This window comes from Nocardia sp. NPDC127579 (genome assembly GCF_042672005.1).
Lineage (GTDB): Bacteria > Actinomycetota > Actinomycetes > Mycobacteriales > Mycobacteriaceae > Nocardia.
Genome location: NZ_JBHXVZ010000001.1, coordinates 1273669 through 1300617, shown reverse-complemented (window position 1 = coordinate 1300617; position 26949 = coordinate 1273669). Strand labels below are relative to the sequence as shown.

Below are 26949 nucleotides of genomic sequence, written 5' to 3'. Positions count from 1 at the left end.
GTGATCAGGCGCCGTCGCCGGAAGACTGCGGCGCCGTGGCGAATTCGGGCTCGGCCCATTCCCGCGGTGCTTCGGGCGCGGCGACCTCGGCCGGCGCGGGCGGCTCGGGTGCGGCCACCGCGGCAGGTCCCGGTGCGGGCGGTGCCGCCACGTCGACCGGCTGGGGTTCCTGGCGCGGGTCGGCGTGGATTTCCTGCCACGCCGTGGTGACGATCCCGGTGACCTCGTCGACGATCAGCGAGCCGTTCTGGAAATCCGAGCGCAGCCCGTTGAGCACCGGATAGACATTGCTGACCGGAAGTCCGAGCATGCCCGAGTCGCCGCCGAGTTCGAGGAAGCGGTTCAGGATGCTGCCCGCGACCTCGAATACCTGGCCGTTCGGTGTGCCGTAGACATAGCCGTTGACGAATTTCACGTACTGGCCGCCGCCGGCGGCGGGCAGCGGTTCGGTGCGCGGTGCGCCCAGCGGGCCTTGGGCGCCGCCCTTGGCCGCCCAGTACTCGGCGATCACATTGTGGCCGAGCAGATCCAGCAGCTGGTCGGTCAGTGCCGCCAGCTTTTCGACGTCCTCGTCGGTCTCCGGTTCCACCGGCGGCGCGGGCATGGTGTTCGGCCCGGTGCTCGCCTTGCGCTGTCGTTGCTGCTGGGTGCGCGGCGCGGGACCCGGCGCGTCGGCCGCGATCTCCCGGATCCGGTCCATCAGTTCGTAGGCCGCGTCACCGGGGCAGGTGGTGTTGCCGACATCGCGGTGCGCGAAGACGATCGGCAGATCGATGGTTTCGCCCTGCGGGATCGGGGTGAACTCGGTGCCCTCGGACTCCATCACCGTCGAGCCTTTCGGGTTCAGGCCCGCGATCTTGGCGCGCCAGCCCACGAACCGGCCGACCGCGTCGATCGCCGCCTCGGTCGGCGGCTCGGAGACGTGGTTGCCCATCAGCGCCACGCCCGAGGTGTTCTCGTTGAACCCGCCCGCGTGCGCGCCCTGCACCGGCTGGTCCAGCCCGCCGGCGCGGCCCTCGAAGATCTGGCCGTACTTGTCGACCAGGGCGTTGTAACCGATATCGCACCAGCCCAGCGTTTTCGCGTGATAGGCGTAGATCGAGCGGACGATGCCCGCGGACTCGGATTTGTCGTAGTCGTTGCGGCCCGCGGTGTGGTGCACCGTGACCCCGCCGAGGAAATCGTCGTAGGTCGGGTCCTCGCAGCGGATCGATTCGTCGGCGCCCCACCCGGCGCGGCTGATCACCGTCGGCCCGCCGCCGGGCAGTGCGGCCGCGATGTCGGTGAGGGTGCCGTCGGCGGCGCCCTGCCCCGGATCGATCAGGACAGCGGTCAGCTCGGAGAGCACATCCGCGCCGAAAACCTCTTCGCTGGTGGGGAATCGGAGGCTGCCGTCGGGGCCGGGAGTGGTCGGCGCCGCCACCTCGGGTGTGGGCGTCGGGGCGTCTTTGCGCGTGACCAGGATCTGCACCGCGTTGGTGCTGCCGACGTAGATCGGTTCGGTGCCCCGGGTGCGGCTCGGTGCGCCGCGATCGTTGCGGTAGGTGTCGACGGGTTCGGTCTCGAACCAGGGGCCCCAGCTGCCATCGGGCTGTTTGGCCCGGACCATCGCCTTGGTGCCGGCCAGATCCTTGGCGGTCAGCGCCACCATGGAGAACGGGGTATCCCGGGACAGTTCTTTCACCTGCGCGCCCACCTGCTCGAGCACGTCCTCGGGAATCGCGCCCGGCGCGAGCGCCGGTGTGTCGGGGCTGATCTGGGCCTGCTCCGGCGCGGCGGGATCGGCGACGAGGTGATTCGTGCCGGGCCCGAAGCCGGGAATGGCCTCCGCCGCAGCGGATTCGGACGCGTCACCGGTCAGCGGGCCGGGATTCGGAATCGCCTCCGCGGCAGGAGGTTCGGTGGAGTCGTCGGTCAGCGGCCCGGGACCCGGAATCGCCGCTGCGGCAGTTGATTCGGCGGAGTCGTCGGTGAGCGGCCCGGGACTCGGAATTGCTGCTGCGGCAGTTGGTTCGGTGGCGTCGCTGGCGAGCGGCCCGGGACCTGGAATCTCCTGCGCGGCGGTGGGTTCGGGGGCGAGTGGGGCCGGGATCGCTTCGATCGGGTCACCGATCTGTTGCGGAACGGAGTCGACGGGACTGGTGAAATCTGTTGCGCTGGGCGAGGTTTCGATGCGCAGCGGATCGGCGATGAAGCCGGGTGCGGCGGGAGCCGGGGCGGCCTGCGGTTCCGGGCCGACGGGCCGCGCGGTTCCGGGCTGTGGGGCCGCGTTCGGCGCGGCGTTCGGGGTTGGCGCGGTGGCGGGAGTCTGACCGCTCGCGGGGGGAAGCTGACCGGGAGCCACGGCGGCGGGGCCGGGCGTCGGACCGGAGTTCGGGGCTGGGGTGGGGCCGGGTGTCGCGGGAATCGAGTATTTGCCGGGGTCGGCGCCGAATCTGGGGAGCGGGATCTGTCTCGGTAGCTCGACCCCGTCGGGTAGCGGCAGCCCCTCGGGGACCGGGATGGACGCGGGTAGCGGCAATCTGCGCAGGTCCGACAGGTGTAGGTCGGGTAGCTCGAGGCCGGTGAGCTCGCGCAGCGGCAGCGTGATGTCGGGGATCGAGCTGAGCACCACCTCGGCCAGCTGAGTGGGCACGGCGGCGAATTCGCTGTCGTTGGCGGTGCGGTAGGCGGTGTCGTCGGCCAAGGTCAGGGGCAGGAGCGGGGCCGAGACCGCGAGGGTGGTGACCACCGGGAGCACGTAGGAGCGTTTCGGTCTGCGGTACGGCACGAGCATCTCCATTCAGGTTGGAACCAGCGCTGACATGTGCTTGCTTCTCGACGCCTCACCGATCACACTAAGCAACAACTGTCACATGCCTAAACCTTTAGTTGAGGATTGCTCGAATGTAACGGCCCTTCATCTGCCCGGATGTCGCGACATGCCGACGGCTATCGAACCGATGTCTTGGCGGAAAACCGGTGGGAGTGAACATATGCGACGCCGTGAACGCCCTGTCAGAGCCTGGATCCGTGCGATCGGCGGCCGGTGCGCCGGCCCGCGCCGACGCCGGATCCGACCCAGCGCCCTCGCCGGAACCTGGCGGCCACTACTAGTGACCGGCGCCGCCGCCGCGCTCGCCGGAATCCTGCTCACCTGCGTGGATACGCCGGTCTATCGACATCTGGCCGGACCCGGCCACGGTCGCGGGCTGAGCCAGCACGGCGCTTTCGACAACGCGGTGCAGGGCTGGGCCGCCGAGCGCATCCTCGAGCACTACTACCCCGGTGCGACGCTCGGTGTCATCCCGCCGACCACGGTCGCGGTGCGGCTGCTGACCCAGGACGACTCGACTCTGGACACCTACGCTGAGGCGGGCGCACGCGTTGCCGGTCGTGTGCTGGAACCCGGCCAGGTCGCCCACCTGACCGCGCTGCCGGACGGCGGCGCGAACGTCGTCGTCACCGTCGGCTGCGACGGAGAACAGCTGTGGCAGACCGACACCCAGGATCCCTGGGTCTATCCGCTGGATCCGAACCCGGGCCGTCCCGTCGCCGAACACCTGATGCTGTGCAACGGCACCGGATATCGCGGCGCGCTGGGCCTGGCCACCGAGGACGGTGTGGCGCGCACCGTCAACCGGGTGGACGTGGAGGACTATCTGCTCGGCGTCGTCCCCGCCGAGATGCAGGCCAACTGGGCCGATCAGGGCGCGGCGGAGGCGTTGCGCGCGCAGGCGATCGCCGCCCGCTCCTACGCCATCGCCGAATCCCGCTACCCCTACGCCCAGACCTGCGACAGCACCGACTGCCAGGTCTACGCGGGTTCGGTCATCGAGGATCCACGCGCCTCCGACGCCGTCGCCGCCACCGCGGGCACCGTGCTGCTGCGCGAGGGCCGGGTGCTGCGCGCCGAATACTCCGCCGCACCCGACGGCGGCGGGCCGGCCGATATCGAGACCTTCGCGGTGGGCCCGACCCCGGCCGAACTCGGCATCGGGCACATTCAGGAGCCGATCACCTCCGCCGGGCGGCCGCTGTCGATCATCGATGACGAATACCGCAGGCTCGGTGGTGAATACAGCTCGCTGGGCGCGCCGCTGGGTCCGGAAACGCGCCTGCCGCGCAGTATCGGCAGCTACCGGGTGTTCACCAACGGTGTCATCGTCGCCACGCCGGAGCTCGGCGCGCGCGTCGTCGATTTCACCACGCTCGCGGAGCTGGCTCCCGAGGCGATCACACGCGACGACGACCGGACCGCGCCGCCGCGCACCACCGCCGGGTCGCCCGCGCGCCCGATCATCGTCCAGCCGCCGCGCCGTGTAGACCTCCCGAAACCGGCGGCCCCGCTGGATATTTCGGAGGTTCCGGTGGAGTTCGGCACCGCGGAATAGCCGGAAACGCCTGCCGGGCGGTCATTCCAGGCTGGTGTCACCCAGTGACTCGGACAGAATGCGCAGCAGATCGGCCAGTCGTGCCTGATCGTCGAGTCCGAGTGCGGTCAGCAGCCGCCGCTCGTTGTCCATGTGCAGCGGGAGCAGCTTGTCGACCAGGGCGCGGCCCTCGTCGGTGAGCTGTACCCGGATGCAGCGCCGGTCGTTGGGGTCGGCGGCGCGCTGAACCAGGCCGCGGGCGGTGAGCCGGTCGACGCGGTTGGTGATGGCCCCGGAGGTGCGCATCGCCGCGCTGTTGAGCGCGCCCGCCGTCAGCCCTTGTGCGCCACCCGACCGGCGCAGGGTGGCGAGCACGTCGAATTCCCAGAACTCCAGGCCGTGGCCGTTGAAGAATTTCTTGAGTTCACCGTCGAGCACCTGCGACAGCCGCGAGATGCGGCCGATCACCGCCATCGGCGTCACGTCCACGTCGGGTCGTTCGCGGTGCCAGTGCTCGGCGATGAGGTCGATCGCATCGCTCATCAGCGGTTCCTCTCGATACTAAATATCTCAACGTTCATCTACTTGACGGTGAGACACCGGTGTGGGTAAATATTTCAACGTTGAGATTATCAATGAGGAGCGAATGATGACCAGCACCGCGACCCGCACCCTCGCGCTCACGGCACTCACCCCGATCGTCTGGGGATCCACCTACTTCGTCACCACCGAATTCCTGCCGCCCGACCGGCCGCTGTTCACCGCCCTCATGCGCGCGCTGCCCGCCGGGCTGATCCTGCTCGCGCTGACCCGCGCCCTCCCGCACGGCCGCTGGGTCGGCCGCGCCGCCGTGCTCGGCCTGCTCAATATCGGCGCCTTCTTCCCGCTGCTGTTCCTGGCCGCCTACCGGCTGCCCGGCGGCGTCGCCGGCGTCCTCGGCGCGGTCGCGCCGATGTTCGCGCTCGGCTTCGCGGCACTCGTCCTCGGCGAAAACCTCACCGGCCGCAAACTCGCGGCCGCGCTGATCGGCGTCGGCGGCGTATCGCTGGTGGTGCTGAAGGCCACCGCGCAACTCGACGCCGTCGGCGTCATCGCGGGCCTCGCGGGCGCCGGCTCGATGGCGCTGGGCACCATACTCACCAAGCGCTGGGGCCGCCCCGACGGCGTCGGCCCGCTCGCCATGACCGGCTGGCAGCTCACCGCGGGCGGTCTGATCATCGCCCCGCTGGCCCTGCTCATCGAAGGCGCACCGCCCGCGCTGGACGGCCGCGCCGTCGGCGGCTACCTCTACCTCGGCGTCATCGGCACCGCCGTCGCCTACTGGCTCTGGGTGCGCGGCATCTCGCAGTTGCCCGCGACCTCGGTCGCCTTCCTCGGGCTGCTCTCGCCGGTATCGGCCGCGGTGATCGGCTGGATCGCCCTCGGCCAGGCGCTCACCCCGCTGCAGATCCTCGGCATGGCCATCGCGCTGGGCGGCACCCTGCTGGGCCAGACCACCGGCCGGGTGCGGGTGCCGGCACCGGCCGTGACACCGGCGGCCGAGCGCATACTGGTAAAGGCTTGACCTTGACGTTACGTCAACTTGCAGACTGATCTCACCGACGAGAAACGGGAAGGAGAACTGGAGATGAGTACGGCGATCCGCACCGGCGAATGGTCGATCCACGATCTGGCCACGGCGGCCGGTACCACCAGCCGCACGCTGCGCCATTACGGCCAGCTCGGGCTGTTGCCGCCCAGCCGGACCGGCGCCAACGGATACCGCTACTACGACCAGGGCTCCCTCGTGCGGCTGCAACGCATCCTACTCCTGCGCGAACTCGGCCTCGGCCTCCCGGCCATCGCCGAAGTCCTTGCCGGAGAACAGGAAACGACTGCCGCACTGCGCACGCACCTGGAACTGCTTCGGCAGGAACAGGATCGGATCCGGCGCCAGATCGACTCGGTACTGACCACGCTGCACAAGACGGAAAGAGGTGAGAAGCTCGTGGCCGCAGAGGTTTTCGACGGGTTCGACCACACCCAGTACAAGGAAGAAGTGGAAGAACGGTGGGGCAAACAGGCCTACGCCGACAGCGACAAGTGGTGGAGCGGACTGGACGACGCCGGTAAGCGCGCGTTCCAGCAGGAGGCTATGGACATCTCCACCGCCTACGGCGCCGCCTTCAAGGCGGGCCTGGCGTCCGACAGCCCGGAGGTCCTGGCCATCTCCGCCCGGCACCGCACCTGGATGGGCCAGGGCTGGGGCAACAAGGAGGTCCCGCTGGAGACCTTCGCCTGCATCGGCCAGATGTATGTCGACGACGAGCGCTTCCGCGTCAACTACGACGTGCACGCGCCCGGCACCGCGGAGTTCGTCCGCGACGCCATGAAGGCATACGCCGAGCAGCACCAGGACTGAGCTGTACCGATGGCGCCCGCACAACCGGTGCGGGCGCCATCGGCGTGCCAAGGATTCCTTATGCGTTCGCCTGGACGGGTCTCGATACGGTTCGCGCACACCGCGAAGAGGGGACGATCCAGATGACCTACCTGCCCGCCCATCCACCGCATCCGTACTACGGCTACCGCCGTCCTGGCGGCGGAACCGCATACACCGCAGCCATTGTCGCGCTGCTCGGCGGGCTCTGGAATGCCTTCCGGTTGTACGAGTACCTGCGCGCCGACACTGCGATGGTCGCGGTGTTCGAGGATTCGGGGACCCCGCAGTGGGCCGACGCCACACTCGCCGCCATCCTCGGCACCGCCGCGTTGGCCACACTGTCGCTGCTGCTCGGTGCGATTCTGTTGGCCGGGCGCACCCGATTCGGCCGCGCGCTGGTGATCCTCGGCGGACTACTGAGCCTGCTGTTCGCCACCCTGCCGCTGGCGGCCTGGCTGATCGCGTTCGACTTCGCGCCGAGCCAGGCCCTGATCGGGTTCACCGGGCTGGCCGTCGCGCCCTGGCTGGTGTTGCTGCTGTTCGCCGGCTGCGGCGCGACCGGGCGCTGGCTCGCGGCGGGGCGGTACCCGTGGCGTTGACCGCGCGTAATCGCCTGGCCGCCGTCGGAATTCGTTGCGCCTATTCGCTGTGCGGATCGTCGGAGGCGGCCGGTAGGGTTCGCGGGGACACCGCGCCACAGGGGAGGACCTGATGAATTACCCGTACGGACCGCAGCCCGGCGGCTTTCCGCAGCAGCCGTATCCGCAGCAGCCCGCGCCCTACGGCGCGCCGGGCGGCTATCCGGGGCAGCACGAGAGCGGCGGAACCGCCAAGGCGGCCGGTGGATTGGCCCTGCTGCTCGCCCTGCTCGCGCTCATCGGCGCGATCATGATGTTCGCCGCGATCAGCGATTTGGAGGACGCGTACAAGAGCCTCAGCAAGTACGGCGGTAGTTCCAAGCCGGACACCGGGTTCCTGTACTTCATGGCCATCGTGAGTCTGATCATCACTGCCCTGTGGGCACTCGGCGGCATCATGCTGCTGATGCGCAAGCAGGCCGGCCGGGTGATCCTGCTCATCGTCGCGGGTATCGGCGCCCTGCTCAATCTGGTCGGCGGGATCAATGCCGCGCAGTACGGCGTCGCCTCGGCCACCAGCTGGATCGGCCTCTTGGTCGCTCTGCTCATCATCGGCCTGTGCCTGGCCACCCCCACCTCACGCTGGCTCGCGACCGCCCCCGGCCGCTTCCAGCCCGGCATGCCGCCCGCCTACGGCCAGGCCGCGTACGGCCAGCCCGCCAGCCCGTACGGTCAGCCTGCCTACGGTCAGCCCGCCCCGGGGCAGCCCGCCTACGGGCAGGCCCCCTACGGCCAGCCGGTGGCGCCCCCGGCCAACCCGTACGGTCAGCAGCAGTACCCGCCGCGGTACTGAGCTTCCACCGCGTCCGGCGCAGCGGGATCACGCCGATATCGGGGGGAGAGCGATGAATTACCCATACAGCCCAGGCGGTTACGGCTATCCGCAACCCGTCAGCGGTGCGACGGCGATGACGGCCGCCGGGCTGGGCGGGATTATCGGTGTATTCAACCTGGTCGGCCCGATCCTGGGGCTGACCAGGGGTGGACTCGAAGTGATCGGCCTCGCCAAGCTCGGCTCGATGGTCGTCTTCTTCGCCATCGCCGCGATCTGGCTCGCCGGCTCCACGCTGATATTCATGCGTAAACCGGTGGGTCGAGTCGTCCTGCTCGGCGTCTCCGGCGTCTACCTCGCCCTCAGTGTCCTCTCGATCTTCGCCGTCGGACTCGTCGTCTCGATTCTCGCCATCCTCCTCACCGGAACGGTCTTCGGCTGCGCCCTCACCCAATCCACCGTCCGCTGGCTCCAAGCCCCCCACCCCAACACCCCACCCCTCTACGGCCAACCCGCCTACGGCCAACCCGCCGGTTTCGCCCAGCCGAACCCCTACGCCCAGCCCACTCCGTACGGCCAGCCCGCGGCACCCGGCCAGTACGGTCAGCCTGCGGCGGCTGGGCAGCCTGGTTCATTCAGCCAACTGGAGCCTGCCGCTCAGCCCGCGGCGCCGAACCCCTTCGACCCGAGTGCCCAGCCGACCGTGTTCGGCCGGCCCGATCCGAGTGCTCACCCGGCGAGCCCGGGTCAAGTCCCGGGCCGCCCCACCCCGCCAGCGCCATCCAGCGCACCCGATCCAATCAAGTAACCTGCCGCGACTACCTCCGGTCCGCCGAGGTCACCTCGGCTGCGCCCACGATCTTCGATCGTGCCGTCCCAACCACCCCGAATATCCAGCCCAATCCCGGATAACCCTGTCCTGCAACTACATTCGTTGCACCAGTCGACGATCTACCCGCGCGAACCTGAACCGAGTGCCCAGCCTGTTGCCTTCGCGCGCAGCCCAGAGCGCCGGGTGGATGTTCCCGGGGCCTGCGTGTGGCAGCCGATGTCATGGCACCTGTTCAATGCCCGCTTCGCCTGCCTGCTGCGCTGGGCTGGTCGGGTCTCTACCTGTAGCTGCCGATGTCGTTGTGTTGCTGAGCCGTTTGCCTCACACACCTGCATGTTGGTTCACAGACCTTCGTGTGACACCGCTCGCCCGATCGCACAGGTGAGGTCGCGAGCAGGGCTGTGAACTGCTGGGATTCGGACGGGCGAATTGGGTGTTCGTGGTGCGGCAGGTGAATTCGAGAGGTCGCATGCCGTTCCGTGACCGTACCTGCACAAGTGCGACGCTGTTTGGTCTGATCGGGTTGGGGGGTCGCTGGTGTCCGGCGAGGTTTGAAGCCGGTGAGGAACCTAGGCGGCGCACATGGATTGGAACACGCCGCGCAGGATGGGAGCGCCGTAGGTGGTGGGGGCGAAGGCGAGGGTTTGGACGATGGAGAGGGGGGTGGTGACGGTGGTGGCCACGCCGGTGAAGCCGAGGGCCGTGTTGCCCAGGGTGAGAAGCAGGCTGGTCACGTCCAGGGCCAGCAGGGCCAGGTCGAAGGCGTTTTCCACCTGGATGTCGGCGAGCGGCACGGTGTTGAGGGCCTTGCCTTCGTAGAGGCTGAAGCCGAGGTTGGTGAGGAAGGTGAGCGGGCCGTAGTCGGCGGCGGAGACCAGGGGGCCGAGTTCCTCCGTGCGGCGCAGCAGGAGCAGTTCGGTGACGCGGTTCTCGGCGAGGATGGCCTGGAGGCTGTCGGCGCCGGCGTGCATGGCGGCACGGTCCAACGGCAGGTCGGTGGCGGCCAGGTAGGTGCGGGTGCGTTCGATGACCTCGCGGGTGGTGAGTTCGGCCACGGGAGTGCAGGATTCGTCGGCGTTGACCAGCGAGTTGGCCAGATCGATCACTGGCGCGGGTAGCTCCACCCGCTCGAGGGCGGGCGCACCGAGCTCGAGTGGCGCGTAGGCATTCGGTGCGGCGCACTGGGTTGCGAGGTGGTCCTGCACGGCCCGGGTCAGCGATTTCACGCCGTTGAACAGCGCGCCGACGATCGGTTTCAACAGGATGCCGACCGAGGGCACCATGCTGGCGGCGAGTTGTGCCGGGATCTTCACGATGCGGGTGGCGAGGACGAAGACCTCGATGGCGTCGTTCACGGTGAGCTGCGAAACCGACATCGTCTGATGAATCCGTCCGGTACGCACCGCATCCAGCCCGTTGACCAGGTAGGTGACGATCGGATCGTCCAGGAATTCGGGCCGCGCGCCGACCAGCGCGGGATCGACGGGCAGTCCGTCGCGGTGCACCCGGATCGCGGCGATCCGCTGCCGGAATTCACCGACCTGCTGATCGAATCCGGCCAGTTGGCCGGCGGGCACCTGTCCGCGCAGTGCGGTGGCGGCGGCGGTGACGACGGCGTCGAAGGTAGGCGCACCGCAGCCGTCGCTGACCAGGATGGCGGCCAGTGTGTCGTCGGTTTCGGCCCGGGCGGGGACGACGAGCACGCTGACCAGGGCGAGGGCGCCGAGTAGCAAGGCGATTAGGCGAGTGATCCGCATGGGCGAACTCCGTGACAAACGGTCTAGAACTGGACGAACGTTCAGTTCGGTCCGTATGTAATAGCGGCTCGGTAGCCGCCATGTCCCCGTTTCGGCTAACACCGATTGAAATTCCGATTGCGACACCGAGAAATCCGGAGCTACCCGGACCGCGAATAATCGCGGTACTCGGAGGCGGTGGCCGCGCTACCGCCTCCGCCGACTCGCCCGCGCCGCGTCCGATACTGTGGGCTCCCGTGACCGTCGCATCGTCCCCCGGTACCTCCGCAAATTCCGCATTCGACCTCATCGTCGTCGGTTCGGGCTTCTTCGGCCTGACCATCGCCGAACGCGCAGCCACCCAGCTCGGCAAACGCGTGCTGGTCCTCGACCGTCGGCATCACCTGGGCGGTAACGCCTATTCGGAGCCGGAACCGGAAACCGGGATCGAAGTGCACGTCTACGGTGCGCACCTGTTCCACACCTCGAACAAGCGGGTCTGGGACTACGTCACCCAGTTCACCGAATTCACGAACTACAACCACCGCGTATTCGCGATGCACAAGGGCCAGGCCTTCCAGTTCCCGATGGGCTTGGGCCTGATCTCGCAGTTCTTCGGCCGCTACTTCACCCCGGACGAGGCCCGGAAGCTGATCGCCGAGCAGTCCTCGGAAATCGAGACCAAGGACGCGCAGAACCTCGAGGAAAAGGCCATCTCGCTGATCGGCCGCCCGCTCTACGAGGCGTTCATCCGCGACTACACGGCCAAGCAGTGGCAGACCGACCCGAAGGAACTGCCCGCGGGCAATATCACCCGGCTGCCGGTGCGCTACACCTTCGACAACCGCTACTTCAACGACACCTACGAGGGCCTGCCGAAGCAGGGCTACACGAAGTGGCTGGAGAACATGGCCGCCTCGGATCTGATCGAGGTGCGGGTCAACACCGACTGGTTCGACGTGCGCGACGAACTGCGCGCCCAGAACCCGGACGCCCCGGTCGTCTACACCGGCCCGCTGGACCGCTACTTCGACTACACCGAGGGCGAGCTGGGCTGGCGCACCATCGATTTCGAGACCGAAGTGCTGGAAACCGGTGACTACCAAGGCACCTCGGTGATGAATTACAACGACGCGGACGTGCCGTTCACCCGCATCATCGAGCCGCGTCACTTCCACCCGGAACGTGATTACCCGCAGGACAAGACGGTGATCATGCGCGAGTTCTCGCGTTTCGCGCAGACCGGCGACGAACCGTACTACCCGATCAACACCCCCGAGGACCGCGCCAAGCTGCTCGCCTACCGCGAACGCGCCAAGGCCGAAACTGCTTCGGCGAAGGTGCTTTTCGGTGGTCGCCTGGGCACCTACCAGTACCTGGACATGCACATGGCGATCGGTTCCGCGCTGAACATGTTCGACAATGTCCTGCGCCCGCACCTGGAATCCGGCGCCCCGCTCGTCGATACGGACAACGCATGAGCTCGCCCGCGATGGTGGACGAAATGACCGAGACCCGCGCTATCTCGCTGCTGCAACGCATCATCTTGCCGCGCCCGGGTGAGCCGCTCGATGTGCGCACCCTCTACCTGGAGGAATCGGCGACCAACGCGCGCCGCGCGCACGCCTCCACCCGCACCGAGCTGTCCATCGGCGCGGAGTCCGAGGTGTCGTTCTGCACCTACTTCAACGCGCTGCCGGCCAGCTACTGGCGGCGCTGGAGCGTACTGAACTCGGTGGTGCTGCGGCTGGAGCTGGCCGGGCACGGCCGGGTCGACCTGTATCGCTCCAAGGCCGATGGTTCGCGAATTCATGTGCAGGGCAACGAGTTCGCCGTCGCACCGGGCACCGAGCGCACCACCGTCGAATTCGAGGCCGATCTGGGCCCGTTCGAGGACGGCGGCTGGCTCTGGTTCGACATCACCACCGACACGGCGGTCACGCTGCTGTCCGGCGGCTGGTACGCGCCGATCCCGGCCCCGGGATCGGGCACCATCGCCTGCGGCATGCCGACCTTCAACCGGCCGACGGATCTGGTGCAGACGCTGGCCGCGCTGGGTTCGGATCCGCTGGTGCTCGAGCATGTCGACGCGGTCATCGTGGCGGATCAGGGCAATCGCAAGGTGGTCGACGAGCCCGGGTTCACCGAGGCCGCCGCCGTGCTGGGTGACCGGCTGGTCATCCGCGATCAGCCCAATCTCGGTGGCTCCGGCGGTTACAGCCGGGTCATGTACGAGGCGCTGAAGTACTCCGACGCCGAATACATCGTCTACATGGACGACGATATCGAGATCGAACCCGATTCGATCCTGCGCGCGCTGGCGTTCTCCCGGTTCGCCAAGTCGCCGCTGCTGGTCGGCGGGCAGATGCTGAACCTCCAGGAGCGTTCGCACCTGCACTCCATGGGCGAGGTCGTCGATCGCGGCGTCTTCATGTGGTCCTCGGCGCCGAATGTCGAGTACGACCACGACTTCTCGAAGTACCCGCTCAAGGATCGCGACAACTCCAAGCTGCTGCACCGGCGCATCGACGTCGATTTCAACGGCTGGTGGACCTGCGTCATTCCGCGCCGGGTGGCACAGGAGCTGGGTCAGCCGCTGCCGCTGTTCCTGAAGTGGGACGACGTCGAATACGGTTTGCGCGCACGGGATCACGGCTATCCGACGGTCACCCTGCCGGGCGCCGCCGTGTGGCACATGGCCTGGAGCGACAAGGACGACGCGATCGACTGGCAGGCCTACTTCCACCTGCGCAACCGCCTGGTGGTGGCCTCGCTGCACCTGCCGGGCGACGGCAAGCCGATGATCGTGAACACGGTCAAGGCCACCCTCAAACATCTGCTGTGCCTGGAGTACTCGACGGTCGCCATCCAGAATCAGGCGATCCGCGATTTCCTGGCCGGTCCGGAAGGCCTGTTCGATCTGCTGCCGAGCGCGCTGGGCAAGATCCACGCGATGCGCAAGGACTACCCGGACGCCGTCGTGCTGCCGTCGTCGACGGAGCTGCCGCTGGCCAACCGGCACGGTGTCGGCGCGACCGGCGAACCGGGCAACCCGGTCGCCAAGGTGGCTCGCCTGGCCAAGGGCGTGGTGCACAACTTCCGCCGGGCCGACCCGGCCGCCCACGAGACACCGCAGCTCAACGTACCGACGCTGGACGCGCGCTGGTTCCTGCTCTCCCAGGTCGACGGCGTCACCGTGACAACCGCCGACGGCCGTGGCGTGGTGTACCGCAAGCGTGATCCGCGCAAGGCGGCGGCGCTACTCAAGGAGGCCATGCGCCTGCGCAAGGAACTAGCCGCGCGTTTCCCGGAGATGCAGCGGCGCTATCGCGCCGCGCACTCCGAACTCACCAGCACAGCCGCGTGGGAGCAGACCTTCGGCCTGAGCCAGAACGGAACCGAGAAGAAGTGAACGCGATCAACCCCGAACTGCCCGAACTGGAGTTGGCCGAGGAGGGCTGCGGCGGTGACTGCGCCTGCGCGGACGGCGAGTACCTCGAGGTACCGCTCGAGGTCGGCATCATCAACACCGTGCAGACGACCATCGGCACCCACCCGGCCGTCGTGTCCGCGGCGCGCGGCATGTCGCACTTCGGTGAGCACGCGCTGGGCTGGGTCGGTATCGCGGCCGCCGGCTGGCTGGTCGACAAGCCGCGCCGCAGGCAGTGGGCCGGTGTCGCGGTCGGTGCGGTCGGGGCGCACGCCGCGTCGATCGTGATCAAGCGGATTGTGCGCCGCCCGCGCCCGAACAGCCCTGCGGTGCAGGTCAACGTGTCGACGCCGAGCAAGTTGAGCTTCCCGTCCTCGCACGCGACATCCACCACGGCGGCTGCGGTGTTGCTCGGCAGACTGACCGGGCTACCCTTGCCTGCGGTGCTCGTGCCGCCGATGTTGCTCTCCCGAGTGGTGCTCGGAGTGCACTATCCCTCCGATGTGCTCGCCGGTTCCGCGCTGGGCGCCGCGTCCGCCGCTGTAGTGCTTGCCGCCGAAAAGAGACTCGATAGTCGTGACCACCGCACAGGAAAAGACTGAGATGAGTGAAGAGCCGACCGGCACCGATCTAGCCGAAGGTGTAGTCAAGGGTCCCCCGAAGACCTTGGCGGGCGGCCTGATCAAGGCAGTGCGCCCGCGCCAGTGGGTGAAGAACGTGCTGGTGCTGGCCGCGCCGCTGGCCGCGGGCCCCGAGGTGGTCGGCGACGCGGGCGTGCTCGGCCATGTCGCGATCGCGTTCGTCGTGTTCTGCATGGCGGCCTCGGGCATCTATCTGGTCAACGACTCGATGGATGTCGAGGCCGACCGCGCGCACCCGACCAAGCGGTACCGCCCGATCGCGGCCGGCGTGGTGCCGGTGAATCTGGCCTACGCGCTGGCGCTGGTGCTGCTGATCGGCTCGATCCTGGGTTCGTTCCTGGCGTCCTGGCATCTGGCCGTGGTGATGTCGGTGTACATCGGCATCCAGCTGGCCTACTGCTTCGGGCTCAAGCATCAGGCTGTGCTCGACATCTGCATCGTGTCCTCCGGCTTCCTGCTGCGCGCGGTGGCCGGCGGCGCGGCCGCGAATATCGATCTGTCGCAGTGGTTCCTGCTGGTCATGGCGTTCGGTTCGCTGTTCATGGCGGCGGGCAAGCGGTACGCCGAACTCCAGATCGCGCTGGGTACCGGCGCGAAGATCCGCAAGTCGCTGGAGTACTACACCCCGACCTATCTGCGTTTCGTCTGGACGTTGTCGGCGACCGCGCTGGTGATCTTCTACGGTCTGTGGGCGTTCCAGCAGGGCGAGAAGAACGAGACCATCTGGTATGCGATTTCGATGGTGCCGTTCACCATCGCGGTCCTGCGTTACGCGGTCGACGTCGACGGCGGCGCGGCCGGTGAGCCTGAAGAGATCGCGCTGGGGGACCGGGTCCTCCAGCTCCTGGCAATCGCTTTGATCGGAGCGGTAGGTGTCGCTGTCTATCTCACCTGACGAGAAAGTGATCGAGGAAGTAGACGGGATCGAGGACGAGGCGGAGCGTGACGAGCGCTCCGCCTCGCGGTTCGCGGTACTCTCTCGCGGCATCCTCGTCGGTGGGATCGTGCTCACCACCGTGCTTTTCGCGGTCGGCGGCTGGAATCGGCGCTGGATCGCCGACGACGGCCTGATCGTGCTGCGCACCATCCGCAACCTGCTGGCGGGCAACGGACCGGTGTTCAACGCGGGCGAACGCGTCGAAGCCAACACCAGCACCGCCTGGACCTACCTGGTCTGGTTCTTCAGCTGGCTGACCCAGGCGCGCCTGGAGTACGTGGTGCTCGGTATCGCGCTGACGATGTCGGTGCTGGCCGTGGTCTTCGCGATGGTCGGTTCGGCGCGGCTGTGGGGCGGTTCGACCGGGGGATGGCAGCAGGCGAAGCCGACGGGGCGGGTCAACACCGGCGCGCTGCTGCTGCCCGCGGGTGTGCTGGTCTATGTCGCGCTGCCGCCCGCGCGGGACTATGCCACCTCCGGCCTGGAGAGCGGCCTGGTCATCTGCTGGATCGGCCTGCTCTGGTGGATGATGATGCGCTGGGCGCAGGCGCGCCGGGTCCGGCTGTCCGCGCTGTTCGGCCTGGTCTTCCTGGCCGGGCTGGCGCCGCTGATCCGCCCGGAGATGACGCTGGTCGGGGCGCTCGCCCTGCTGATGATCTTCCTGGCGCCGATGCCCGAATCGCGGGTGCGGCCGTTCCTCGTGCGCGGCCTGATCGTCGCCGTCGCCGGCCTGGTGCCGCTGGGCTACCAGATCTGGCGGATGGGCTACTACGGCCTGCCCTACCCGAACACCGCCGTCGCCAAGGACGCGGGCGGCGCGAAATGGGGCCAGGGCTTCACCTACCTCTGGGATTTCGCCGGGCCCTACCACCTCTACATTCCGCTGCTGGTGCTGCTGGTCGCCGGGGTTCTCGCGGGCCGGGCGCGGCGCGAACCCGGTGTGCGGGAACGGCTGACGGTGCGCCGGGTCCGCGAGTGGCTGCGCTCGCCGGGCGCGGTGGTCGCGATGGTGCTGGCCGCGGGGCTGCTGCTCACCGTGTACGCGCTGCGCGTCGGCGGCGACTTCATGCACGGGCGCATGCTGCTGCCGCAGCTGTTCCTGCTGCTGCTGCCGGTGGCCGTCGTCCCGGTCCGGCTGCCCGCGCGCGGTGACCGCCCGAACTGGGCGCTGGCCGTGATCGGCCTCGCCTGGATCGGCACGATGGGCTGGGCGCTGTTCGCCGCCGGTACCACCGCGATCAAGTCCGGCACCACGATCCGGGCCTCCGGCATCGTCGACGAGCGCATCTACTACGTGCTCAACACCGGCCACGACCACCCGATCCGCGCCGAGGACTATCTCGACTACCCGCGCATCCGGGCCATGGTCGACGACATCGCCGCCACCCCCAACGGCGGTGTGCTGCTGAACTCGCCGTCGTTCCGGTTCTGGTACGTCGCGCCGCCGCCGCTGCCGATTCCCGAGGGCGGTTACGGGCATTCGGTGTACTTCTTGAACCTGGGCATGACGAGCATGAATGTCCCGCTGGACGTGCGTGTCATCGATCCGATGGGCCTGGCCTATCCGCTGGCGGCGCACACGGACCGGCTGGTCGACGGACGGATCGGGCACGACAAGAGCCTGTACCCGGACTGGGTCATCGTCGAGGCGGGCATGGTCGATGTGAAGCCGTGGATGCCGTGGTATCTGGATCAGAGGTGGGTCGCTCAGGCCCGCACCGCCATGTCCTGCCCGGCCACCGAGGCGCTGCTCGTCTCGTACCGGGATCCGTTCACCTTCGAGCGGTTCAAGCACAACCTGCTGCACTCGCTGACCTTCGCCAAGTACCGGATCGACCGGGTGCCGAAGTACGAGATCGAGCGTTGTGGGCTGGTGAATCCGTATCCGGATCCGCCGCGCTAGGCCGAGTGGGCGCAGATCACAGCCGTCGGTAAACGTGGCATGCGCCTCACTCATATCGTTTTGATAACGCCGGGGCATCGATGGAGCGATACGCTCGGTGAAAGTGCGCCCGTCGGGGGCGTCCACTCTGCGTGGGCAGATTCCGGCGGGGCTGATCGTCGAAGGCGGCCGGACCGGTCGCGATGAGGGAAAGGCCCCGAATAGATATGCGACCTCTCAGAGTCGGGAGAGCCGGTGCGTGGCTGAAGAAGTCGGTGCTGGTGTCTCTGGCGGCGGTGCTGCCGCTCGGGGCCTCGATCGGCGCCGCTGTGCCCGCCCAGGCCGCCTTCAACCCGGCAGCGTTCGACTTCTGGGTCGATTCCAGCATGGGCCCGATCAAGTCCCGCATCATCCGGGCCGCCGACGGCAACACCAACCGTGTGGTCTACGTGCTGGACGGCCAGCGGGCCCGCGGCGACCTCAACGGCTGGGAGATCGAGACCAACATCCCGGCCGCCCTGGCCAACGCCAACATCAATGTGGTCATGCCGGTCGGCGGCCCGTCCAGCTTCTACGCCGACTGGATCGGCCCGAGCACCTTCCTGGGCATCCCCACCGGTTCCGGCCCGTCCGGTTCCTCCTCGGGTTCCTCGATGACCGGCTCTTCGGGCTGGCAGGAGACCCTCGGCAAGGTCAACACCTACAAGTGGGAAACCTTCCTCACCCAGAACCTGAAGAACGCGCTGCGTGATCGCCTGGGCTTCAGCCCGGTCAACAACGGCATCTTCGGTCTGTCCATGGGCGGTTCCGCGGCGCTGACCCTGGCCGCTTACCACGCGGACCAGTTCAACTACGCCGGTTCGTTCTCCGGTTACCTCAACATCTCCGCGCCGGGGATGCGCGAAGCGATGCGCGTCGCGATGATCAGCGCCGGTGGCTACAACATCGACGCGATGGCGCCGCCGTGGGGCCCGCAGTGGCTGCGGATGGACCCGTTCGTGTTCGCACCGCAGCTCAAGGCCAACAACACCCGCCTGTGGGTGGCCGCGGGTAGTGCGCTGCCGCAGGCCGGCGACATCAACTCGCCGATGGATGTCATCCAGGGCATGCCGCTGGAAGCGCTGGCGCTGGTGAACACCCGCGCCTTCCAGGTGCGGATGGCGACGCTGGGCTACCAGAACGTCACCTACAGCTTCCCGGCCGCCGGTATCCACAACTGGGCGAACTGGGAGGCCGAGGCCAACCGCATGATTCCGGACATGTCGGCCCACATCGGCTGACCCGACCCGGCTTTCGAAAACCGCCCGGTGCGTTCGCGCATCGGGCGGTTTTCGCATTTCGGACGCCTCTCGTAACGAATCGCAGGGTTACCCCCGCGCGGTGCTTGTCGCGGGGGTCAACTTCCAGCAACATGTAGTCATTCAAGGCTGCGGTACCTCAGATTTGCTGGCTGATCGTCTGAAATGAGAGGTCGAGGCGAATGCGTATTGCCCGCTGGATAAGAAGGCCGCGCAGTTCAGCAACCTGGGGTGGGCGACTCGAACCCGTGGTGCTGGCCGTTGTCGCCGCACTGCTGTTCCCGCTGGGCGCGGCCGCGACCGTTCAGGCGCCCGCGGCGCGGGCCGGCTTCGACCCGGCGGCCTTCGATTTCTGGGTGGACTCGCCCATCATGGGCCCGATCAAATCCCGCGTGCTGCGCGCCCGCGACGGCAATACCCATCGGGTGGTCTACGCCCTCGACGGTATGCGCGCCCCGGAAACTCTGAGCGGCTGGGAAATCGAAACCGGCGTTCCGGCGATGCTCGCCGATTGGAATATCAACGTGGTCATGCCGGTCGGCGGCATGTCCAGCTTCTATGCCGACTGGAACGCGCCGAGCTCGTTCTTCGGCGCCGCGCCCGATGCCGGTCTGAGTTCGGGTTCCGGTGGCCTGAACGTACTTTCCGCCGGGCCCGGCAAGAGCTATCGCTACGACTGGGAAACCTTCCTGACCAGGGATCTGCGCAACGCGCTGAGCGAACGTCTGGGATTCAATCCGAATCGCAATGGCGTGTTCGGCCTGTCGATGGGCGGCAGTGCCGCATTGACCCTGGCCGCCTATCACCCGGATCAATTCAGCTTCGCCGGTTCGATGTCGGGCTTCCTGAATATCTCCGCGCCCGGTATGCGCGAGGCGATCCGGATCGGGATGATCGACGCGGGCGGCTACAACGTCGATTCGATGGCACCACCGTGGGGCCCGAACTGGCTGCGCATGGACCCGTTCGTGTTCGCGCCCAACCTGGTTCAGAACGGCACCCGGCTCTGGATCGCTGCGGGCAGCGGTTCGCCGATGGACGGCGATATCCGCTCCGCGATGGACGTCATCCAGGGGATGCCGCTGGAGGGGCTGGCGCTGGCGAACACGCGGGCCTTCCAGGTCCGGATGGACACGCTGGGCGGCGGGAACGTGGTGTATTCCTTCCCGGCCGCTGGAATCCACAACTGGCACAACTGGATCGAGGAGGCGGCGCGGATGGCGCCGGATCTCTCGGCGAATATCGGCTGACGCCGCTATAGCAAGATCGGATAGCACCGTCCGGCACGCGAGTGCCGGACGGTTCGCTTTGTTTGCGAAATGCGGCTGGGTTAAACAAAATCCGCCCCAGGGGACGACATCACGCGGCCGACGCGGTATCGTCACCGCACGATCACAGATTGTGCTCGACTGAGCGCGGTGTGTGACCAGATCGTTGTAGCGCCGCCGTAGTGCCGGAAGGTCGGGATCCGGCTCGAATGTGGCGTGCGTCTCGTGTGATGCCACAACAGCAGAAAGAGAGCAGAATTCATGCGTTTCGGCAGGGCCGCCGCGCCGAAGAGTACTCAGCCGGGCCGGCGAAGCGAACCTCGCGGTTGGCGTAATCGAATTCTGGCCGTCGGTGCCGCCACGCTGGCGCTGCCGATCGCCGCTGGTGTGGCCGCTCCGACCGCTGTTGCCGCGCCCATCACCGCTCCGGTGTTGCGCGCGCCCGCGGGCGGATACGAAGAACTGATGGTCCCCTCGGCCATGGGCCCGATCAAGGTGCAGGTCCAGTGGGCCTCGCGCGGCGGCAGCGCCGCGCTGTACCTGCTCGACGGTCTGCGCGCTCGCGACGACCGCAACGCCTGGTCGTTCGAGACCAACGCGATGGAGCAGTTCAAGAACGACAACATCACCCTGGTGATGCCGGTCGGCGGCCAGTCCAGCTTCTACGCCGACTGGGTCTCGCCGTCGAACACCAACGGCCAGAAGACCACCTACAAGTGGGAGACGTTCCTATCCAAGGAACTGCCGAACTTCCTCGCGAACTACGGCGTCTCCAAGACCAACAACGCGATCGCCGGTCTGTCCATGGGTGGTTCCGCCGCCCTGGCCCTGGCCGCCTACCATCGCGACCAGTTCAAGTACGCCGCGTCCTACTCCGGCTACCTGAACATCTCCGCGCCGGGCATGCGTGAGGCCATCCGCATCGCCATGCTGGACGCGGGCCGCTTCAACGTCGACTCCATGGCTGCTCCGTGGAGCCCGGCCTGGCTGCGCATGGACCCGTTCGTGTTCGCGCCGCAGCTGAAGGGCCTGCCGATGTACATCTCGGCGGCGTCCGGTCTGCCCGGCCAGTTCGATCGGCCGAATTCGCCGGTCGGCCTGTTCAACACCGGTAACGCCATGGCCCTGGAGGCCCTGTCGCTGGTGAACACCCGCGCGTTCCAGGCCCGGCTGAAGACGCTGAGCATTCCGGCGTTCTTCGACTTCCCGGCCAGCGGCACGCACTCCTGGAAGTACTGGGAGGGACAGCTGTTCAACTCCCGCAAGGGGATCCTGGACGCCACCGGCGCCTGGTGATCACCGGATAGACCTCTGACGCCGTCGCTTCCTCACGGAAGCGGCGGCGTCGCTGGTTTACGGGTGTGCACAACTGGATATACCTTTCGGCTATCAGCGCGTCCTACCGGGTTCTCGACCTGGACCGGGGTACAAAACACCTATGACTGGGGCTGAGAGCGGCGGTAGATGGAGGCGAATCGGTCGACGTGAGACGCGTGCCGGACGCGGTCGTCTGGCACTGATCGCGACGGCGCTGGTGCTACCGCTGGCCGCCGGGATCGCACCGGCCGCGCTGGCCGAACCCATTGTGCTCGAACCCGCGCCGCCCCCGGCGGCACCGGCGCTGGCCCCGAATCCGGAACCCGCGCCGCCGAATCCGGCACCGGAGCCCGCGCCCACCCCTGAGCCCGCGCGCACTCCTGAACCGGTCCCCGCGCCCGCGGCCCCGCCGGAAGCCGCGCCTGAATCAGCCCCTGCGCCCGCGGCCGCGCCAGAAGCCGCACCCGCGCCAGCCCCCGAGCCGCAACCAGCGCCGGAGACTGCGCCCGCCCCCGAGCCCCCGCCCGCGTCCGGCCCCGCCGCCGCGCCGGAGTTCGCGCATAGCCCGGAGGCCGCGCCCGCACTCGCGCCCGAAGCGGCGCCCGGGGCGCCGGCGCCGTCTCATCTGATACCCGCTCTCACGCCGACTCCCGCGCAGGCTCCGCTGTACGGGCCCACCATGCCCGCGCTTCCGGCGCCCGCGCCCGCGGCCGTCGCCCCCGAGGCGCCTGCCGCGCCCGCGGTGGCGCCTGCTCCCGCACCGCAGCCCGCCGCCGCGGAGACACCCCGTGACCCGCGCGTGCAGAAGACGATCTGGCTCGGTGACCGGCGCGTCGCCCTGTGGATCGAATCCGCGGCCATGGCCACGCCGATCCAGGTGCAGCTGCTGCTGCCCCGGGACTGGAACACCCGGCGCGAGGCCAAGTTCCCCACCCTGTACCTGCTGGACGGATTGCGCGCCACCGATGACGAGAGCGGCTGGACCAAGGATGCCAACGCGGAGGAGTTCTTCGCCGACAAGAACGTCATGGTGGTGCTGCCGGTCGGCGGTCAGTCCAGTTTCTACTCCGACTGGGTGGCGCCGAACAACGGCAAGAACTACAAGTGGGAGACCTTCCTGACCAAGGAGCTGCCGCCGGTTCTCGAAAGCGGCTGGCGTGCCAGCGATGCGCGCGGCCTGGCCGGTCTGTCCATGGGCGGCACCGCGGCCATGTTCCTGGCCGGGCGCAATCCGGGTTTCGCGAAGTACGCCGCGTCCTACTCCGGATTCCTGACCACCACCACCCTCGGTATGCCGCAGGCGATCATGTACGCGCTGCGCGACGCGGGCGGATTCGACGCCAATGCCATGTGGGGTCCGCCGACCAGCGACGAATGGGACAACCACGATCCGTACACGCTGGCGGAGAAGCTGAAGGGCACCAGCCTCTACATTTCGAGCGGTTCGGGCAGCACCGGCCCGTTCGATCAGGCCTCGCCCGACATTCCCGGCGTGAGCACCAATTACGCGGGTATGGGTCTGGAGATCCTGTCCCGCTTGACCTCCCAGAACTTCGTCAGCAAGCTGGGCAAGCTGCAGATCCCGGCGCAGGTGAATTACCGTGCCTCCGGCACGCATACGTGGCCGTACTGGGATTTCGAGCTGCGCCAGTCCTGGCCGCAGGCCGCGGCGGCACTCGGTGTGGACAACACCGAGATCGAATGCGCGCCCGCGGGCGCGCTGGCCGAGCTGGTGCGGCACGCCGGGTGGCTGGGGCATTGCACCACCACCGAATACCAGGTGCCCGGTGGCACCGCACAGGATTTCGTGACCGGCCGCGCCTACCATTCGGCGGCGGGCGGAGCGCACGCCGTGGGCGGCATGATCGGTGGTGGCTACCAGGCGGCGAACGGCCCTGCGGGTCCGCTCGGTCTCCCGATCAGCGGTGAGCGCGGCCTGCCGGACGGCCGTGGCCGGGTCCAGGATTTCGAGCGCGGCTCGATCTACTGGACGCCGCAGACCGGCGCGCAGATGGTGCGCGGCGCGATCTTCCAGAAGTGGTCCGAGCAGGGCTTCGAAACCGGCCCGGCCGGTTACCCGCTCGCGTTCGAGGAGAAGACGCCCAATCGTGACGGCGCGGTGCAGGCCTTCGAAGGCGGCCCGATCTACTACAGCCCGAAGACCGGTGTCTTCCGGGTGCAGGGTCAGATCCTGGAGAAGTACAAGCAGATGACCTACGAGAACGGCTGGCTCGGTTTCCCCGCGGCTGACGAGCAGCCGTTGAAGGATCTCGGCCGCTACAGCCGGTTCGAGGGCGGCGCCATCTACTGGAGTCCGCTCTCGGGTGCCTGGGCGGTGCGCAACGGTCCGATTTACGAGGCGTGGCGCACAGTCGGTTTCGAGAACGGTCGACTCGGCTTCCCGACCGGCGACGAGGTCGAGATTCCCGGCGGTGTGCAGCAGAACTTCCAATTCGGCCGGATCGTCGTCAAGAACGGGAAGGTCGAGATTCAGGGTCTGTGAGTAGGGGTAAACGAGCCAGGGTCGCCCGATCTATTCGGGCGGCCCTCGGGATCGCCCGCTAGCCTGGTTGGCGACCCGCAGCCCCAGCGAACAGATCGAGGATACGAATACATGCATCGGACCAGTGGAAAGGTTCTCGGCGTCGCCGTGGCCATCGCCGCCTCCGGCCTGCTCGCCGCGTGCGGCGGCAATGACTCGACCGCGTCCAGCAGCCCCACGCTGACCACGTCCGCTTCGGCGGCAGCCACCTCGTCGTCCACGGCGGCCGCGCCCGCCGCGCCGGAGAGCTCGGAGACGGCGAGCGAAGCGCCCGCCGCGCCGACCGAGGATCTGGAGCGTCCGCAGCCGGTGCCCACCCAGGACACCCCCGCCGACACCTCGAAGCTGACCGAGCAGGACAAGAAGTTCCTGGCCGCGCTCGAGTCCCAGGGTGTGGTGCCGTCCAGCCCGGATATCGCGCTCAGCATCGGCACCTATGTGTGCCAGGGCGTGAACGCCGGCGCCAGCGAGGCCGACCTGACCACCTTCGTGAACGCGATGGCCGGGTCCGACCCGTCCTTCGATTCGAGCAAGATGTCGGTCGAGGACGCGGGCAAGAAGTACATCAGCGCGGCTAAGTCGTCGTACTGCCAGTGAGCGCGCGTCGAGGGTCGAGCACCCGCCGGTCTCGTCGACCGGTGGGCTGCTTGATATTCCTCGCCGCCGTCGCGTTCCTGGTGGCGATCGTCGTGTTGATCTGGTCGATCGCCGCCGGGTGGTGGAAGCCGCCGGGCCCCACGCCGGGCCCGGAGGAACCGCCGACTTCACAACCCGAGAGCTGCCCGGACGTGCAGTTCATTTCGATTCCGGGCACCTGGGAATCCAATAGCGGCGACGACCCGTACAACCCGACGGCGAACCCGATCTCGCTGATGCTCAACGTCTCTCAGCCGATGCAGCAGCAGTTCCCGGGCAGCCGGCTGGACGTCTACACCGTCCCCTATGTCGCGCAGTTCTCCAATCCGGTGGCCTTCCCGCCGGATGGGCAGAGCTCCTACAACCTCAGCCGTGCCGAGGGCGAGCAGCGCACCCTGGACTTCATGGTGGGTCGCGCCAAGGAGTGCCCGCTGACCAGCTATGTGCTGGCGGGGTTCTCGCAGGGCGCGGTGATCGCCGGTGATGTCGCGGCTCGGATCGGCGCGGACCAAGGGCCGGTGGCCGCCGATCGGGTGCTCGGCGTCATGCTGATCGCCGACGGCCGCCGTGAACCGGGGCCGGGTCAAGCGACCTTGATCGGCACCGCGCCGCCCGGCGTCGGCGCGGAGGTCACCCTGAAGGGCCTGAAAGTGCCCGGTATCACCATGACCGGCGCCCGGCCCGGATTCGGCAAGGTCGCCGACCGCACCTTCACCATCTGCGCGCCCGGCGACATGATCTGCGATTCGCCCAAGCAGGCGTTGAGCCCGGTGAACTTCATTCCGAGCGTGCTCACGCTGATCCGGGCCGCGGGCAATCCGATCCACAGCCTCTACAACGGGTACGTGGTCGACCCGGCGAGCGGAGCCACCGCCACGCAGTGGACCGTGGGCTGGGCGACCGAGCTGGTGAACAATGCACCGCACCCGCCGCACTCATGAGGCAATGGTGAATATGCACAGTCCAGGGCCGTTGGCTGTGGTGTCCGGCTCCGGGCTGCTGTGACATTCGCATTGCGATCGGTCATCACGTTGTAAAGTGCGCTGAAGTTCAGACGCGTCTAACCGCCAGGAGCATGAGTTCATGACACAAGCCGCCGCACCGGTCGGTGAGTTGTCCGCGCTGGGTACGCCGCTGCGTCCCTTCCGCTTCGCGGCAGCGGGGGAGGGGAACAAGCAGGAGGGCGGGGCCCGCAAGTTCATCCAGACGGCGCAGCAGGCCGAGGAGTACGGGTTCGACACCTTCGTCGTCCCGGACCACCTGGGTGATCAGATCGGCCCGATCGCCGCGCTGGGCGCGCTGAGCCAGGCCACCGACAAGATCCGCCTCGGAACCTCGGTGCTGGCCAACGGCTTCCGCCATCCGGTGGTGCTGGCCAAGGATCTGGCCACCATCGACGTGCTGTCCAAGGGCAGGCTCGAGGTGGGCCTGGGCGCGGGCTGGAAGCAGGACGAATATCTCGCCGCCGGACTGACCTACGACACCCCCGGTGTCCGAATCGCCAAACTCGATGAGGCGCTGACCATCCTGGACGTGCTGCTGCGCGGCCAGGAATGCACCTTCGACGGCAAGTACTACCAGGTCGACGGCATCAAGGGGACGCCGCGCCCGCGGCAGGGCCCGCGTCCGCCGATCTGCACCGGCGGCGGCGGACCGAAGATGCTGCGCCTGGCCGCCAAGCACGCCGACATCATCTCGGTGGTGCCGGTCACCACCAAGGGCGGCAAGGGTTTGATCTCGGGCATCACGATGGAGAAGACCATCGAGAAGGTCGAGCTGATCAAGGAGGCCGCCGGAGATCGGTTCAACGAGATCGAATTGAACTGGGCGATCACCGCCATCGTCATCACCGACGATCGGGAGAAGACCGCGGAGATGGCGCTGAACGCCATCAGCCGTGGCCTGCACCCGGACCTGGAGGTGGACGTCGAACTGTCGGTCGAGGAGATCCTGAACTCGCCCTACGTGGCGATCGGGACGTTCGAGGAAATCGCCGAGCAGATCAAACGTGTGCGGCAACTCACGTCGATGTCCTACGTCGGCGTATTCCCCACCCAGATGGACGCGTTCGCTCCGGTTATCCCCCTGCTGAGGGATGAGTGAGCGGCTCTCCTCTGTAACATAACAACGGTTTGGGTACATCTAGCCGATATGCGGTCGCCGCGCAGACCGCACCAGATTCGCAGGCTGGCTCATGCACGAAGAGCGACCCGCGGGGCGTTAGCGAGTCGGGGCCTCACAGGTAG

At 67.9% G+C, this 26949-nt stretch carries 21 protein-coding genes; 18 read left to right on the top strand and 3 right to left on the bottom strand.

Annotated features, from left to right (window positions below; translation table 11 throughout):
• Positions 1 to 4 precede the first annotated feature (4 nt).
• Positions 5 to 2776 carry an N-acetylmuramoyl-L-alanine amidase gene (locus tag ACFVMC_RS05505; RefSeq protein WP_379207113.1) on the bottom strand — a complete coding sequence of 924 codons (2772 nt, stop codon included), beginning with the start codon at positions 2774 to 2776 and terminating at the stop codon, positions 5 to 7.
• A gap of 199 nt (positions 2777 to 2975) precedes the next feature.
• Between ACFVMC_RS05505 and ACFVMC_RS05500 the strand changes: the two genes are divergently transcribed.
• A complete protein-coding gene (locus ACFVMC_RS05500) occupies positions 2976 to 4373 on the top strand; it encodes a SpoIID/LytB domain-containing protein (protein ID WP_379207111.1) in 1398 nt (465 codons plus the stop codon).
• A 21-nt stretch (positions 4374 to 4394) separates the two neighbouring features.
• Here ACFVMC_RS05500 and ACFVMC_RS05495 read toward each other — a convergent pair whose 3' ends face one another.
• Positions 4395 to 4895 (bottom strand): MarR family winged helix-turn-helix transcriptional regulator, encoded by a 501-nt coding sequence (locus tag ACFVMC_RS05495; RefSeq protein WP_379207109.1) that lies wholly within the window; start codon positions 4893 to 4895, stop codon positions 4395 to 4397.
• 106 nt (positions 4896 to 5001) lie between these two features.
• On the opposite strand from ACFVMC_RS05495, the gene ACFVMC_RS05490 reads away from it, so the two are divergent.
• From ACFVMC_RS05490 to ACFVMC_RS05470, 5 genes are all read left to right on the top strand, one after another.
• Complete coding sequence (locus tag ACFVMC_RS05490; protein ID WP_379207107.1) at positions 5002 to 5916, top strand: EamA family transporter; 915 nt, start codon at positions 5002 to 5004, stop codon at positions 5914 to 5916.
• Between the two features lie 63 nt (positions 5917 to 5979).
• Complete coding sequence (locus tag ACFVMC_RS05485) at positions 5980 to 6753, top strand: MerR family transcriptional regulator (RefSeq protein WP_379207105.1); 774 nt, start codon at positions 5980 to 5982, stop codon at positions 6751 to 6753.
• Positions 6754 to 6875: 122 nt separating this feature from the next.
• On the top strand, positions 6876 to 7373 hold the full coding sequence (locus ACFVMC_RS05480) for a hypothetical protein (RefSeq protein WP_379207103.1): 498 nt from the start codon (positions 6876 to 6878) through the stop codon (positions 7371 to 7373).
• A gap of 112 nt (positions 7374 to 7485) precedes the next feature.
• Complete coding sequence (locus ACFVMC_RS05475; protein ID WP_379207102.1) at positions 7486 to 8205, top strand: hypothetical protein; 720 nt, start codon at positions 7486 to 7488, stop codon at positions 8203 to 8205.
• Between the two features lie 52 nt (positions 8206 to 8257).
• The gene (locus tag ACFVMC_RS05470; RefSeq protein WP_379207100.1) at positions 8258 to 8992 is read left to right on the top strand and encodes a hypothetical protein; all 735 of its coding nucleotides are present in this window, start codon (positions 8258 to 8260) and stop codon (positions 8990 to 8992) included.
• A 593-nt stretch (positions 8993 to 9585) separates the two neighbouring features.
• Here the strand turns inward: ACFVMC_RS05470 and ACFVMC_RS05465 are convergent.
• Positions 9586 to 10773 (bottom strand): hypothetical protein, encoded by a 1188-nt coding sequence (locus ACFVMC_RS05465; protein WP_379207098.1) that lies wholly within the window; start codon positions 10771 to 10773, stop codon positions 9586 to 9588.
• Positions 10774 to 11009: 236 nt separating this feature from the next.
• On the opposite strand from ACFVMC_RS05465, the gene glf reads away from it, so the two are divergent.
• The 12 genes from glf to ACFVMC_RS05405 all read left to right on the top strand — a co-directional run bounded on the left by glf (position 11010) and on the right by ACFVMC_RS05405 (position 26806).
• The gene (glf, locus tag ACFVMC_RS05460; protein ID WP_379207097.1) at positions 11010 to 12233 is read left to right on the top strand and encodes a UDP-galactopyranose mutase; all 1224 of its coding nucleotides are present in this window, start codon (positions 11010 to 11012) and stop codon (positions 12231 to 12233) included.
• Positions 12230 to 14164, top strand: coding sequence for a glycosyltransferase (locus tag ACFVMC_RS05455; protein ID WP_379207095.1), 1935 nt, complete (start codon positions 12230 to 12232; stop codon positions 14162 to 14164). The genes glf and ACFVMC_RS05455 overlap by 4 nt, the downstream gene beginning before the upstream one ends.
• 107 nt (positions 14165 to 14271) lie before the next feature.
• Positions 14272 to 14784, top strand: coding sequence for a phosphatase PAP2 family protein (locus ACFVMC_RS05450; protein WP_379207844.1), 513 nt, complete (start codon positions 14272 to 14274; stop codon positions 14782 to 14784).
• A 1-nt stretch (position 14785) separates the two neighbouring features.
• Entirely contained in the window at positions 14786 to 15718 is a 933-nt protein-coding gene (locus ACFVMC_RS05445; RefSeq protein WP_379207093.1) for a decaprenyl-phosphate phosphoribosyltransferase, read from the top strand.
• Entirely contained in the window at positions 15696 to 17663 is a 1968-nt protein-coding gene (gene zomB, locus ACFVMC_RS05440) for a flagellar motor control protein ZomB (protein ID WP_379207091.1), read from the top strand. The genes ACFVMC_RS05445 and zomB overlap by 23 nt, the downstream gene beginning before the upstream one ends.
• 206 nt (positions 17664 to 17869) lie before the next feature.
• Positions 17870 to 18922 carry an alpha/beta hydrolase gene (locus ACFVMC_RS05435; protein ID WP_379207089.1) on the top strand — a complete coding sequence of 351 codons (1053 nt, stop codon included), beginning with the start codon at positions 17870 to 17872 and terminating at the stop codon, positions 18920 to 18922.
• A gap of 200 nt (positions 18923 to 19122) precedes the next feature.
• Complete coding sequence (locus tag ACFVMC_RS05430; protein WP_379207088.1) at positions 19123 to 20190, top strand: alpha/beta hydrolase; 1068 nt, start codon at positions 19123 to 19125, stop codon at positions 20188 to 20190.
• Between the two features lie 279 nt (positions 20191 to 20469).
• Entirely contained in the window at positions 20470 to 21504 is a 1035-nt protein-coding gene (locus tag ACFVMC_RS05425) for an alpha/beta hydrolase (RefSeq protein WP_379207086.1), read from the top strand.
• 700 nt (positions 21505 to 22204) lie between these two features.
• Positions 22205 to 24028 (top strand): alpha/beta hydrolase-fold protein, encoded by a 1824-nt coding sequence (locus tag ACFVMC_RS05420; protein WP_379207842.1) that lies wholly within the window; start codon positions 22205 to 22207, stop codon positions 24026 to 24028.
• A 111-nt stretch (positions 24029 to 24139) separates the two neighbouring features.
• Positions 24140 to 24664, top strand: coding sequence for a DUF732 domain-containing protein (locus tag ACFVMC_RS05415; protein ID WP_379207084.1), 525 nt, complete (start codon positions 24140 to 24142; stop codon positions 24662 to 24664).
• A 41-nt stretch (positions 24665 to 24705) separates the two neighbouring features.
• Positions 24706 to 25644 carry a cutinase family protein gene (locus tag ACFVMC_RS05410; RefSeq protein WP_379207082.1) on the top strand — a complete coding sequence of 313 codons (939 nt, stop codon included), beginning with the start codon at positions 24706 to 24708 and terminating at the stop codon, positions 25642 to 25644.
• Positions 25645 to 25786: 142 nt separating this feature from the next.
• On the top strand, positions 25787 to 26806 hold the full coding sequence (locus ACFVMC_RS05405) for an LLM class F420-dependent oxidoreductase (protein WP_379207080.1): 1020 nt from the start codon (positions 25787 to 25789) through the stop codon (positions 26804 to 26806).
• Positions 26807 to 26949 lie beyond the last annotated feature (143 nt).